Source organism: Streptomyces anulatus (genome assembly GCF_000721175.1).
GTDB lineage: Bacteria > Actinomycetota > Actinomycetes > Streptomycetales > Streptomycetaceae > Streptomyces > Streptomyces anulatus_C.
This window is the reverse complement of record NZ_JOEZ01000018.1, coordinates 47,261-60,099: the sequence shown is the minus strand read 5'-3', so window position 1 is coordinate 60,099 and position 12,839 is coordinate 47,261. Positions and strand designations below refer to the sequence as shown.

Sequence of the window (12,839 nt, the reverse complement as noted above, 5' to 3'; positions counted from 1 at the left end):
CCGGCCCGACATGGGCGAGGTCGTGGGCAGCCACGACCTGCTGCTGGTCACCCTGGACACCCTGCGCCACGACGTCGCCGTCGAGCTGGCGGCCGCCGGGCGCATCCCGAACCTCGCCCGGCATCTGCCCGGGGGCGGCTGGGAGGAGCGGCATGCTCCGGGCAGCTTCACCTACGCCTCGCACCAGGCCATGTTCGCCGGGTTCCTGCCGACGCCCGCCTCCCCCGGGCCGCATCCGCGGCTGTTCGCGGCGCGGTTCGCGGGCAGTGAGACGACGGCGGACGGCACGTTCGTGTTCGACACCCCCGATCTGGTGTCGGGACTGGCCGCCGAGGGCTACCGCACGGTGTGCGTCGGCGGGGTCGGGTTCTTCAACCGTCAGGGGGCGCTCGGTTCGGTGCTGCCCGGGATGTTCCAGGAGAGCCACTGGGAGCCCGGCTTCGGTGTCGCCTCGCCCACCTCGTTCGAGGAGCAGGTGGCCAGGGCGGAGGAGGTCGTCGCGGCGCTCCCCCGGGAGCAGCGGCTGTTCCTCTTCGTCAACGTGTCCGCCCTGCATCAGCCGAACTGGTTCCATCTGCCCGGAGCGACCCGTGAGGCGGGCGACTCCCGCGCAACCCACGCGGCCGCCCTGGAGTACGTGGACCGGCACATCGGTCGGCTCTTCGCCGCGGCGAGCAGCCGCCGCCGGTGCTTCGCCATCGTCTGTTCCGACCACGGCACCGCCTACGGTGACGACGGTTACACCGGTCACCGGCTCGGCCACCCGGCCGTCTGGACCGTCCCGTACGCCCACTTCTTCCTCGAACCACCCGCACCACTCGCACCACCCGCACAGTTTGATCCGCTCGAACCGGGGGCCGCCCGATGACCACCTCCACCGCCCCGCTTCCTCCCGTCCGGCCGTACGAGAGTTACGTCTACGCCTATCCGCACAAGACGGCCTACCGCCCGCTGGAGGACCGCCCGTCACTGCGCGCGCTGTGGGCCGCGGAGCCGAAGGACGCCCTCTCCCTCTATCTCCACATACCGTTCTGCGAGGTCCGCTGCGGCTTCTGCAACCTCTTCACCCGGATCGGCGCGCCCGAGGAGCTGACGACGCGCTACCTGGACGCGTTGGAGCGGCAGGCCGTGGCCGCCCGAAGCGCGTTGGGCGACGAGGGGCCGGTGCGGTTCGCCGCTGCGGCGTTCGGCGGAGGAACGCCGACCTTCCTGACCGCAGGGGAGCTGGAACGGCTCTGCGACATAGCCGAGAAGCGGATGGGCGCCGAACTGCGCGCCGTGCCGCTCTCGGTGGAGACCTCCCCGTCCACGGCGACGGCGGACCGGCTGGCGGTGCTGGCCGACCGGGGCACGACCAGGATCAGCATCGGTGTGCAGAGCTTCGTGGACGAGGAGGCGCGGGCGGCCGTCCGACCGCAGCGCCGGGCCGATGTGGAGGCGGCGCTCGGCCGGATCCGCGAGGCGGCGATCCCGGTGCTGAACATCGACCTGATCTACGGCATCGACGGACAGACCGAGCGCAGCTGGCGCGCCTCGCTGGACGCGGCGCTGGCCTGGCGGCCGGAGGAGCTGTATCTGTATCCGCTGTACGTCCGCCCGCTCACCGGCCTGCACCGCCTCGGTGCCGCGGCCGGTGCGGAGGCACAGGCACGGGAGGACGCCGCCTGGGACGAGCAGCGGCTGCGGCTCTACGCGGTGGGGCGGGACCATCTGCTGGCGCACGGCTACGAGCAGGTGTCGATGCGGATGTTCCGGCGGACCGACGCCCCGCGGGAGTCGCGGGACGGGCCGGAGGACCACGCCTGCCAGACCGACGGCATGATCGGCCTGGGCTGCGGGGCCCGTTCGTACACGGCGGCCCTGCACTACTCCTTCGACTACGCGGTGGACATGCGGGAGATCCGGTCGATCATCGACCGCTTCACCGCCACCGAGGACTTCTCCCGGGCCGAGGTCGGCCGGTACGTCGACGCCGGCGAGGCGCGCCGGCGGCATCTGCTGCAGTCGCTGCTCCAGGCGGCGGGGCTGCCGGTGGCGGACTACCGGGCGCGGTTCGGCACGGAGCCGGGCGCGGACTTCCCTGCCGAGCTGGCCGGGTTCGCGGCCCGGGGCTGGCTGGACACATCGGCGCCGGAGGGGCTGCTGCGGCTGTCCCCGTCGGGTCTCGCCCACTCCGACGCGCTGGGTCCGGCCCTGTTCTCCCCCGGGGTGCGGGCCGCGATGGCCGCGTACGAGCGGAAGTGACAGGGCCATGGACCTGACGATTCTCTACCGGGGCCCGCTGGCCTCCTGCGACTACGACTGTCCGTACTGCCCGTTCGCCAAGCGGCGGGACAGCCGCGCGCAGCTCACGGCGGACCGGGAGGCGCTGGAGCGGTTCACGGGCTGGGCGGCGGAGCGGACCGGCGACCGGCTGTCGGTGCTGTTCACCCCGTGGGGCGAAGGGCTGGTGCGCTCCTGGTACCGGCGGGCGCTGACCGAGCTGTCGCGTCTGCCGCACATCGGCCGGGTGGCGATCCAGACGAACCTGAGCTGCCGCACCGGCTGGCTGGCGGACGCCGATCCTGAGCGGATCGCGCTGTGGTGCACGTACCACCCTGGGCAGACCCCGTACGAGCGGTTCCTCGGCCGGTGCCGGGAGCTGTCCGGGCTCGGGATCCGCTACAGCGTGGGGGTGGTGGGGTTCGACGGCCATCTGGAGGAGGCCCGTCGGCTGCGGGCGGCGCTGCCGGAGGAGGTCTATCTCTGGATCAACGCCGCCGAGGGGCACACGTACACCGACGAGGAGGCGGCGCGGTGGACGGAGCTGGATCCGCTCTTCCCCTACAGCCGTGATCCGCACCGCTCCGCCGGGCTGCCCTGCCGGACGGGCGAGTCGGTGATCTCGGTGGACGGCGACGGCACGGTGCGGCGCTGTCACTTCGTCAAGGCGGAGCTGGGCAATCTCTACGACGGAAGCTACCGCCGGGCGCTCGGCCCGCGGGCCTGTCCACTCGCCGTGTGCGACTGCCACATCGGCTATGTGCATCTGGAGTCGCTGCCGTTGTACGACGTGTTCGCGGGCGGTGTCCTGGAGCGGATACCGGCAGGACACCCCCTGGACGCGGGCACGCCGCCGGACGGGCTCGTGGTGCCGAGCCCGTCCCGGCGTGCGCTTCCCCTGCTGGAGCCCTGACCGCTACAGCGGCAGCAGGTCGGGGCGCTTCGCCTCGACGTGGTCGCCGGAGGATTCTCCGCGCAGCCGTCGGCCGATCCAGGGCACGAGGTACTCGCGGGCCCACTGGATGTTGTCGCGCCGTTCGTCGAAGGGGCTGCGCTGGGCCTGCGGCGGCCAGAGCTGGTCGGGGTCGGCGGGCACGTCGTGGCCGAGGACCTGGGCGGCGCGCAGGGCGACGCGGGTGTGGCCCTCGGGCGAGAGGTGCAGCCGGTCGTTGTCCCACGCCCGCCGGTCCTGTACGGAGCGGAGCGACCACAGGTCCAGCACGGGGCAGTGGTAGCGGTCCGCGATGGCCCGGAGATGCACGTTGTACGTGGCGATCTTGCCGCGCATGTGGCGCAGGACCGGAACGCCCCGGGTGTCGAAGCCGGTGGTGACCATGACCGTGCCGACGGCGTTGCTCAGGTCGGCGACCGCGCGTTCGAAGCGCTCGGCGAGGTCGTCGGGGTCGGTGCCGGGCCGGATGATGTCGTTGCCGCCCGCGCAGAAGCTGACCAGGTCGGGGGCCAGTTCCTTGGCGCGCGGGATCTGCTCCTCGACGATCTGGTCGAGGAGACGTCCTCGTACGGCGAGATTGGCGTAGCGGAAGTCCCCGTGTGGGGAGTCCTCGGGGCCGGCCGCCGTGTCGGGGGCCGGGAGCCGGTCGGCGAGGAGGACCGCGAAGCGGTCCGCCCAGCCGACGAAGGTGCCGTCGGGGCCGGGGTCGCCGACGCCCTCGGTGAAACTGTCGCCGATCGCCGCGTACGACCCGATGACGTGCTGCTGGTTGTTTCTCGAATCGTCTGCCACAAGCACTGATTTTGCATCGTTCGATGTGACCTACGCGACCGTAATACAGGGTTGACGGGTGGTGAGATAGACCACCCGGTCAGTTTTGGTAAAGCCGGAATAAAGAGAGGGGCGGTGCGCCGCCGCGCACCGCCCCTCGGATACTTCTCGCCGCGCTCGGTCAGACGGAGACGCCGTGCTGACGCAGGTACGCGATCGGGTCGATGTCCGAGCCGTAGCCCGGGCCGGTGCGGACCTCGAAGTGCAGGTGCGGGCCGGTGGAGTTGCCGGTGGAGCCGGAGAGGCCGATCTGCTGGCCGCCGGAGACGGTCTGGCCGACGGAGACGTTCAGCGAGGACTGGTGGGCGTACTGGGAGTACATGCCGTCCTCGTGCTGGATGACGACCTCGTTGCCGTACGAGCCGCTGTAGCCGGCCGAGACCACGGTGCCCGGTCCGATGGCGAGGATGGGAGTTCCGGAGGCGGCCTGGAAGTCCGAGCCGGTGTGGTAGCCGCTGGACCAGCTGGCGCCGGAAGCGCGGTACTGGGTGGTGACGTTGGCGTTGGCCAGCGGGGCGGACCAGCCGGAGCCGGTGGCCTCGGAGGAGCCGGTCTGTGCGGAGCTGCCGGAGCCCTCGGAGTCGTCGGCGGAGACGGTGTCCGCCTTCGGGGCCTCCTTCGGGGCCTCCTTCGGGGCCTCCTTCGGGGCCTCCTTCGGGGCCTCCTTCGGCGCGGCCTTCGGGGCCGGTTCGGCCTTCTTCGGGGCCGACTTGGGAGCCGCGGACCTCTCGGCCGGGGCGGAGCCCTTGGCGCCGAGGGTCAGCTTCATGCCCGGGTGGATCAGGCTGGGGTTCTCGCCGACGGTGGAGCGGTTGTCCTGGTACAGCTTCTCCCACCCGCCCTTGAGCTTGTGCTCGGCCGCGATCTTCGACAGGTAGTCGCCGGAGACGACGGAGTACGTCTTCGGGGCGGCCTTCGACGCGGCGGGGGCGGCCGACGGGGCGGTGTGCGCGGCGGCGACCGAGGCGGCGGCGGGCTTCGCGGCCGGAGCGGCCCGGTCCGCGGCGTTCGCGACGTTGACGCCGATGAACGGGAGGGCGAGTGCGGCGCCGCCGGTCCCTGCGACGAGGACGCCGCGGGAGATCGGGCCGGACTTCGGACGACGGTGCTTACCCTTTGCGGGCATGGGGAAGTTCCTCTCCGGCGCCTGCGAGGTGAGCTGTCGGGTTCGGGCTGGAGATGCCCGGTCGCGTTGCGGCGACTTCACCCCGAGCCGGTCCGGATCGCTCCGGATCGGCGGCTTACCTGGTTCCCCCGCTCCTGCCACGCGTGAGTGGGTGGGTGCGAATTCCGGGCGGCGGCAGGATTAGGCGGTCCGTCCGGATTGCGGCGACCGTAAACGAGTCAGGACGAGCGGAACAAGCCATCGGTTGCGCACCGGAATCATCGATTCGATATCGCTGCGGATTTCCCGTCACACTCCGTGGATTACGGATCTTGGATTTCCGTACGGACAACGGGAATACCCGGGGGCGCGCTCACCACGGTCCGTCACGGATATGATCCCGCTCACCTCCGGAACCCCATCTCCCCCATTAGCGGGGCATGTTCTGCGAAATGCACCAATACGGACATGCCGTGGGCACCCCCCCTGACGCCGGGTCGGCCAGGCCTCCACGGCAGCCCGCTCCGGGTGCACAGCCATGATGATTTTCTGTCGAATCGATGTCGTATCGTCACGGGAGCGCCCTCGTCGGCGAGCCGCGCCGACGCCAGAGATCCCAGGAGACGCCGTGACGCAGCAGGTGCCGCAGGTCCCGCCGACAGAGACCGCGCTGACCGGAGTCCGCAACTTCCGTGACGTGGGCGGACTTCCCACCACGGACGGGCGGCGCACCGCCTTCGGCCGGCTCTACCGCAGCGGCCACCTGGCGCACGCCACCGCCCAGGACGCGCTCATCCTCGGCGGGCTCGGGCTGCACACGGTCTTCGACTTCCGCAACTCCGCCGACCACCGGCTCGACGGGTACGACATCGAGCTGACCGGTGTCCGAAATGTCAACATTCCGCTCTCGGACCCGGCCGACGGCGCGGAGTTCTGGCGCCTGGTGCGCGACGGGAACATCGAACAGCTGCGCTCCATCCTCTCGGACGACAAGGGCACCGAGCGCATGCTCCGGATGTACCGCTCGACGATCGTGGACCGCACCGCCGAGCACAGCCGCGTGCTGCACTCCCTGGCCGAGGAGAGCGTCCCGGCCCTCATGCACTGCGCCGCGGGCAAGGACCGGGCCGGCCTCTCGATCGCGGTCGCCCTGCTGGCGGTCGGCGTCGAGCAGGAGGCGATCGAGGAGGACTACCTCAAGTCCAACGAGCTCCACCGCCGTTACAAGGTGCAGCGCGCCGATATGTCCGAGTCCGGCATGTCTCCCGAGGTGGTGGAGCTGCTGAATCCGCTCTTCGGGGCGCAGCCCGCCTACCTCGCGGCGGCGTTCACTGCCATCGAGGAGACCTGGGGAACGACGGACCGCTACCTGACCGAGGGGTTGAAGGTCTCCCCCGGGACCCGGGAGCGGCTGCGCGAGCGGCTGCTCGACCAGAGCTGACCCGGCCGGCGGCGACCCGTCCGCGGGAAGGTCTCACTTGCTCCCGGCCACCTCGAAGAGCAGGTAGAGGAAGCCCGCGATGACGTGGCCCGCCACCAGGTAGGCGAAGAGACGGATCACCACGCCGCGCGGCATCCTCTTCTCCTGCGGGTCCTCGTTCTCGCGACGTCCGGGGCCCAGCGGGTCGTAGTTCTCGGAATCGGACATGACGGTCCTCTCTGTCGGCCTCGCGGCCGGTGGAGCGAAGGATGCCGCCGGCCGGGAACGGCCGGTCAGCGGGCGTGGAGGGCGTTGCCGAGGCAGAGCTCGGCGGCGGGACTCTGCAACAGGGTGTGGACGAAGAGCAGCTCCGCGCCGCAGCGGTCGACGGCCGCGATCCGGTGCGGGGTGAGCGAGTCGTAGTGGGCGCTGTCGCCGGGTTCGAGGTCGTGGACGGTGTCGCCGAGCCCGACCCGCAGCCGCCCCTCGAGGACGTACAGCCACTCCTCGCCGGGATGGACCCGGACCAGGTCGCCCTGGGCGCCGTACGGAACGCGCACCCGCAGCGCCTGCATCGCGCGGCCGGAGCCGCCGGCCTGCCGGTACATCCAGCCGTCCGCCTCCGCCCCCTCGAAGCCGCCGCCGCGGACGATCGCGTCCCGTTCGGGCAGCTGCTCGCCGAGGAGCCCGGAGACCGTCGTACCGTAGATACGGGCCAGCCCCAGCAGCATGGGCAGCGAAGGCTGTCGGTGGCCGGTCTCCAGTCGGGAGAGATGGGCCGGGGAGAGCCCCGCCCGCCGGGCAGCGGTCTCCAGGGTGAGGCCACGGCCTCGGCGCAGGTCGCGCAGTCGGGGTGCGACTCCGGGGAGCTCGTCCGGCACCCCCTCGTCCGGAGGGTTCATGACTCCATTGGGCCAGGATCTTTCCTCCGAGGCAAGTATCTTGCCTCAGAGGCAAGACCAAGAACGCGCCCCGGGGCCGGTCAGCGGTTGGCCACGGCCTGCTTGACCAGCGTCCGGCCGAAGTCCCACATCAGTCCTCCGCCGCTGTGCGCGTCATCCATGACGGTCGTGAACGCCGCCACGAAGCGGTCCACCTCCGCGTCCCCGATGACCAGCGGCGGGATCAGCTTGATCACTTCCAGGTGGTCGCCGGAGACCTGGGTGAGGATGTGGTGCTTCTGGAGCAGCGGCACCACGACCATCTGGGCGAAGAGACCCTTGCGGGCCGCCTGGAGCATGGTCCAGCGGCTGCGGAGCTTCAGCGACGACGGCCTGCCGAACTCGATGCCGATCATCAGCCCGCGCCCGCGGACCTCGTGCAGCAGTTCGTAGCGGTCCACCAGGGCCGCCAGCCGCTCGCGCAGCAGGTCGCCGGTGCGCCGGGCGTTCGCGACGGTCTCCTCGTCCTCCATCACCGTCAGGACGGCGAGCCCGGCCGCCATCGCCTGGGCGTTGGAACCGAAGCTCGCGGAGTGCACGAGGACCCGGTCCATCGAGGAGTAGACCTTGCGGAAGATCCAGTCCTTGCCGAGGGTCGCGCCGACGGGCACATAGCCACCGGACAGCGCCTTGGCCACGCACACCAGATCGGGCTCGACTCCCTCCTCGTGCTGGTAGGCGTAGAAGTCCCCGGTCCGGCCGAGGCCGGTCTGCACCTCGTCGGCGATCAGGAGCGCCTTGTGCCGGTGCAGCAGCTCCTGGGCCTGGCGCAGATGGCCGGGCGGCGCGGCGTGCACGCCCTTGCCCTGGATCGGCTCGACGACCAGGGCCGCGACATCGCCCCGCTTCAGCTCGCGGCGCAGCGCGTCCAGGTCGCCGAGCGGAATGGCCGTGTCGGGCAGCAGCGGGGCGAACCCGTCGCGGAATCCGCTCTCCCCGTTGACCGACAGGGACCCCGTGGTGAGTCCGTGGAAGGCGTGGTCGCAGTAGAGGATCCGGGGCTTCCCGGTGGCGTAACGGGCGAATTTCAGCGCCGTCTCGACCGCTTCCGTGCCGCTGTTCCCGAAGAAGACGCGGTCCAGGTGCGGGCTGTGGGTCAGCAGCTTCTCGGCGAGCAGTCCGGGCAGTGGCTGGCAGTCGAAGCGGGTGAGGTCGGCGAGCTGGGCGTCCAGGACGTCGTGCAGGGCCTGGCGGACGACGGGGTGGTGACGGCCGAGGCCCATGACCCCGAACCCGGCGAGCATGTCGAGGTAGTCGTTGCCCTCGGCGTCCCAGAAATGGGCGCCCTCGGCCCGCTCGTAGACCTTGTCGAAGCCGATGGTGTGCAGCATGCGCGGCAGCTGGTGGTTGAGGTGGCGCGCATGCAGGTCGTACCGCTCGGCCCCGCGCTCGGCGAGGAGCCGCGCCAGGTCGAAGCCGTGGGATCCGCCGTCCGTCATCGCCCGCTCTTCTCCTTCGGGGTGTGTGCCGCACCATGCGGCCGGCCGCCGCGGGAGACCCGTGGCGGCCGGCCGTACCCAGGGCCTGTCGTGCGGAACAGACCCTCGTCGGTCACCGCCTCAGCGGTTGCCGCTGACCGTCTCCCGTGCCGCGCGCAGGGATTCCTTCAGCGACCCCATGGTGGCGAGCACCGCCGTGGGCTCGTAACCGCAGTGCGCCATGCAGTTGGCGCAGCGCGGATCCTTGCCGCGGCCGTACTTGTCCCAGTCGGTCTCCTCGATGAGCTGGCGGTACGTCGGTACGTAGCCGTCGCTCATCAGGTAGCAGGGGCGCTGCCAGCCGAAGAGCGAGTAGTTCGGAATCGCCCACGCGGTGCACGGGAAGTCCGCCTTGCCCTCCAGGAAGTCCAGGAAGAGCGGCGAGTGGTTGAGCCGCCAGCGGCCCCGGTTGCCGCCCGCGAAGGCCTTCTTGAAGAGCTCGCGGGTCTGCTCGACGCCCAGGAAGTGTTCCTGGTCGGGCGCCTTCTCGTAGGCGTAGGCGGGCGAGATCATCATCTCGTCGACCTTGAGGTCGTCGTTGAGGTAGTTGAGGACCTCGATGATGGTCTGCGGAGTGTCGGTGTTGAAGAAGGTGGAGTTGGTGGTGACGCGGAAGCCGCGCCGCTTGGCCTCCTTCATCGCGGCGACGGCCTCGTCGAAGACGCCCTCCTTGGCCACCGACTCGTCGTGCCGCTCGCGCAGTCCGTCGATGTGCACGGCGAAGGCGAAGTACGGGGACGGGGTGAACTTCTCGAGCTTCTTCCGCATCAGCATCGCGTTGGTGCAGAGGAAGACGTACTTCTTCTTCGCGACGAGCTGACGCACGATCTCGTCGATCTGCGGATGCATCAGGGGTTCGCCACCGGCGATGGACACCATGGGGGCACCGGATTCGAGGACCGCTCCGACCGCCTGGGCGACCGGCATGCGCTGCTTCAGGACACCGGCCGGGTGCTGGATCTTCCCGCAGCCCTCACAGGCGAGATTGCAGGCGAACAACGGCTCCAGCTCGACGATCAGGGGGAACTTCTCACGCTTGCGGAGCTTCTGTTCGAAGAGATACGTCGCGACCTTGATGGACTGACGGAGCGGCATGGCCATCTGGCTCACCTCCTGGGGAGCAATAAGGATCGGTGCCATTCGTAGAAAGCCGGAAGGACCGCACGAAGAACGCGGAAGGCTGATATTCCACCGCGGACCGTGCCGATGCGGACGAGCTCATGCTCTGGAGCGTCCACGACCACCCGGACGGCCGCAACCGGGCGCGGGCCGTGACACAGGGCGGTACGCAGTGTCGCGGCGGACTCCATGTCCACCGCGATGGCTCCGTCCGCCCGCAGCGCGGCCCGCTCGGAGCCCCGTACGACGTGGTCGGAACCGGTCAGCGGGCCGGTGTGGACGGTGCCGCCCGGGACGGCCCTGGCGAGCGCGGCGACCAGGATGCCGGTGCCCGTGCAGGGGGTGGTGCCGTCGACGTCCCGGGTCTCCTCGGCGACGACCAGGTCCCCGGGGTGCATCCCGGGGGCGAGGCCGGCGCAGAAGCCGGAGGCGATCACGGCGGCGTCGGGAACACCGTCGGGACCCAGGAGCCGCGACACGGCCGCCTCCGCCGCCCGGGGGCCCATCCCGGTCCGCAGCACCCGGACCGGGCCCGGGGCGCCCCTGCCGCTGCGCAGGGCCACCTGCTCGATGCCGAGGGCGCAGGCGACCAGCAGCGGCGGCACGGGGCTCCCGGGCCCTCGCGGACCGCCCATCAGGCCCCCTCGGCGTCCGCGCGGTCGGCGAACGGGTCGCCGTGCACATAACGCCCGAGCGCGGTGAGAGGGAAGACCTGGCGGTAGAGGTGGTAGTTGATGGAGAAGTCCCAGGGGAAGCCGGTGCCGGTGAAATACGGCTCGTCCCAGGAGCCGTCGGCCTGCTGCGCCTCGGTCAGCCAGGTGACGCCGCGGGCGACCGAACGGGTGTCGCGGCGGCCCGCGGCGAGGAGGGCGAGCAGCGCCCAGGCGGTCTGGGAGGCGGTGGACTCACCGTGCCCGATCCACTTCTCCTCCTGGTAGGAGCGCAGGTCCTCGCCCCAGCCGCCGTCGTCGTTCTGGACGGACTCCAGCCATCCGACGGCCCGGCGGATCGCGGGGTGTCCGGCGGGCAGACCGGCGACGATCAGGGCGGGCACCACGGACCCGGTGCCGTAGACGTAGTTGACGCCCCAGCGGCCGAACCAGGCGCCGCACGCCTCCTGTTCGGCGAGCAGCCACTCGATGCCCGCGCGGGTACGGGGGTGGTTCGCGAGGCCCTCGACGGCGAGCATCTCCACGACATGGCCGGTGACGTCGGCCGACGGCGGGTCGATGACCTCGCCGAAGTCGCAGAAGGGAAGGCGGTTGGGGAAGGGGCTGGTGTTGTCGGCGTCGAACGCGCCCCAGGCCCCGTTACGGGACTGCATCCCGAGGTTCCAGCGGACCCCGCGCGCGATGGCGGCTTCCAGGCGGGCGGGGTCGGGGTGGCGCACCCGGCGCAGCGCCAGGACGACTTCGGCGGTGTCGTCGATGTCCGGGTAGTTGTCGTTGTGGAACTCGAACGCCCAGCCCCCGGGGGCCAGTTCGGGCTTGCGCACCGACCAGTCGCCGGGGCGGGTGATCTCCTCGGCCAGCATCCAGTCGGCGGCCTTCACCAGGGCGGGGTGGTCGGGTCCGAGTCCGGCGTCGGCCAGGGCGATGGTGGCCAGGCAGGTGTCCCAGACGGGCGACTGGCAGGCCTCGACCATGCGGGCGCCGTCCTCGCGCCGGACGGCGAACCGGTCGAGCGATGCCAGGCCGGCCTTCATCACCGGGTGGTCGAGGTCGTAGCCGAGCAGGTGCAACGCGATGATGGAGTAGACGGCGGGCGGCTGGATCCCGCCCCAGCAGCCGTCGTTTTCCTGGCGCTCGATGATCCACCGGGCGGCGAGGTTCATCGCGACGCGGCGCAGCGGGCGCGGGGCGACCTTGTGGTAGAGGTGCAGCCCTTTGTCGAGGCGCTGGAAGAGTCCGTCCCAACTGGTGGGCGGGGCGAGCTTCCTGGCCGGGCTGGGGTGGTCGGGGTCGGTGTGCAGCTCGTCCAGGGCGAAGGGCGCGGGGCGCACCGGGCGCTTCGCGGAGACGACGGTGAGCGGCACGATGGTCTGCCGGGCCCAGCAGCCGAAGTCGTAGATGTTGAGCGGGACCCACTTGGGGAAGAACATCAGCTCGGGCGGCAGTTCGGGGAGGTCGTCCCATTTCCACCAGCCGAACAGGGCCAGCCAGATGCGGGTGAAGACGCGGGCGGCCGCGATGCCGCCCTGCTCCCTGATCCAGCCGGAGGCGCGTGCCATGTGCGGTTCGTCGGGGCGGTCCCCGGCCAGCCGCAGGGCGACGTACGCCTCGATCGTGGCGGAGAGGTCGCCGGGTCCGCCGTAGAAGGTGTTCCAGGTGCCGTCGCCGAGCTGTTCGCCGCGGATGAAGAGGGCGGCCGCCCGGGTGGTCTCGGGGTCCTGGATGCCGAGGAACTGACGCAGGAGCAGGTCCTCGGCGTCCATCGTGACGTTGGTGGCGAGGTCGCCCTTCCACCAGCCCTGCTCGTCCTGTCTGCCGAGGAGGTGCTCCACCGAGCGTTCCGCGGCCCGCCGCGCGGCGCCGGTCACGTCGTCCGCGGCGGTTCTCGTGTCGGTCGGATCGTCGGCCGGAGCCTCGGCGAGGTCCGCGGCCCCGGTCGATCCGTCGGTCGTCGCTGTCATGAGCTTCCCCTTCGTGCAGTCGGTTCTCTGCTGTGCTGGGGTCTCCGTCGGCCGGCGCCCGGGTGAGGGGCGCCGGCCGGCGACTGCGAGTCATATGCG

Annotated in this window: 12 protein-coding genes and 1 riboswitch; of the genes, 4 read left to right on the top strand and 8 right to left on the bottom strand. The window is 71.1% G+C overall.

The window, feature by feature from the left end:
• The first annotated feature begins 10 nt into the window (after positions 1–10).
• The 3 genes from IG90_RS0122315 to IG90_RS0122305 are packed head-to-tail and all read left to right on the top strand — an operon-like array spanning position 11 to position 3,175.
• Positions 11–868: an STM4013/SEN3800 family hydrolase gene (locus tag IG90_RS0122315; RefSeq protein ID WP_030587277.1), complete on the top strand. Its 858-nt coding sequence runs from the start codon at positions 11–13 to the stop codon at positions 866–868.
• Positions 865–2,244, top strand: a complete 1,380-nt coding sequence (locus tag IG90_RS0122310) for an STM4012 family radical SAM protein (protein WP_030587274.1) — start codon at positions 865–867, stop codon at positions 2,242–2,244. Before IG90_RS0122315 ends, IG90_RS0122310 begins: the two co-directional genes overlap by 4 nt.
• A gap of 7 nt (positions 2,245–2,251) precedes the next feature.
• The gene (locus IG90_RS0122305; protein WP_030587271.1) at positions 2,252–3,175 is read left to right on the top strand and encodes an STM4011 family radical SAM protein; all 924 of its coding nucleotides are present in this window, start codon (positions 2,252–2,254) and stop codon (positions 3,173–3,175) included.
• 3 nt (positions 3,176–3,178) lie between these two features.
• Here IG90_RS0122305 and IG90_RS0122300 read toward each other — a convergent pair whose 3' ends face one another.
• Both IG90_RS0122300 and IG90_RS0122295 read right to left on the bottom strand, forming a co-directional pair.
• Positions 3,179–4,006: an SGNH/GDSL hydrolase family protein gene (locus IG90_RS0122300; protein WP_030587268.1), complete on the bottom strand. Its 828-nt coding sequence runs from the start codon at positions 4,004–4,006 to the stop codon at positions 3,179–3,181.
• A 160-nt stretch (positions 4,007–4,166) separates the two neighbouring features.
• Positions 4,167–5,171: a M23 family metallopeptidase gene (locus tag IG90_RS0122295; RefSeq protein WP_030587264.1), complete on the bottom strand. Its 1,005-nt coding sequence runs from the start codon at positions 5,169–5,171 to the stop codon at positions 4,167–4,169.
• Positions 5,172–5,174: 3 nt separating this feature from the next.
• Positions 5,175–5,335: riboswitch (cyclic di-AMP (ydaO/yuaA leader) on the bottom strand.
• Between the two features lie 443 nt (positions 5,336–5,778).
• On the opposite strand from IG90_RS0122295, the gene IG90_RS0122290 reads away from it, so the two are divergent.
• On the top strand, positions 5,779–6,591 hold the full coding sequence (locus tag IG90_RS0122290) for a tyrosine-protein phosphatase (RefSeq protein WP_030587262.1): 813 nt from the start codon (positions 5,779–5,781) through the stop codon (positions 6,589–6,591).
• A gap of 33 nt (positions 6,592–6,624) precedes the next feature.
• Here IG90_RS0122290 and IG90_RS44900 read toward each other — a convergent pair whose 3' ends face one another.
• The 6 genes from IG90_RS44900 to shc all read right to left on the bottom strand — a co-directional run bounded on the left by IG90_RS44900 (position 6,625) and on the right by shc (position 12,740).
• Positions 6,625–6,798 carry a DUF6126 family protein gene (locus IG90_RS44900; protein ID WP_164493931.1) on the bottom strand — a complete coding sequence of 58 codons (174 nt, stop codon included), beginning with the start codon at positions 6,796–6,798 and terminating at the stop codon, positions 6,625–6,627.
• Positions 6,799–6,863: 65 nt separating this feature from the next.
• Positions 6,864–7,472 (bottom strand): helix-turn-helix domain-containing protein, encoded by a 609-nt coding sequence (locus IG90_RS0122280; protein ID WP_030587259.1) that lies wholly within the window; start codon positions 7,470–7,472, stop codon positions 6,864–6,866.
• An 80-nt stretch (positions 7,473–7,552) separates the two neighbouring features.
• Positions 7,553–8,950, bottom strand: coding sequence for an aspartate aminotransferase family protein (locus tag IG90_RS0122275; protein WP_030587256.1), 1,398 nt, complete (start codon positions 8,948–8,950; stop codon positions 7,553–7,555).
• Positions 8,951–9,070: 120 nt separating this feature from the next.
• A complete protein-coding gene (gene hpnH, locus IG90_RS0122270; protein WP_030587254.1) occupies positions 9,071–10,090 on the bottom strand; it encodes an adenosyl-hopene transferase HpnH in 1,020 nt (339 codons plus the stop codon).
• 5 nt (positions 10,091–10,095) lie between these two features.
• Complete coding sequence (locus tag IG90_RS0122265; protein ID WP_030587251.1) at positions 10,096–10,743, bottom strand: phosphorylase family protein; 648 nt, start codon at positions 10,741–10,743, stop codon at positions 10,096–10,098.
• A complete protein-coding gene (gene shc, locus IG90_RS0122260) occupies positions 10,743–12,740 on the bottom strand; it encodes a squalene--hopene cyclase (RefSeq protein ID WP_030587249.1) in 1,998 nt (665 codons plus the stop codon). Before shc ends, IG90_RS0122265 begins: the two co-directional genes overlap by 1 nt.
• Between the last annotated feature and the right edge of the window lie 99 nt (positions 12,741–12,839).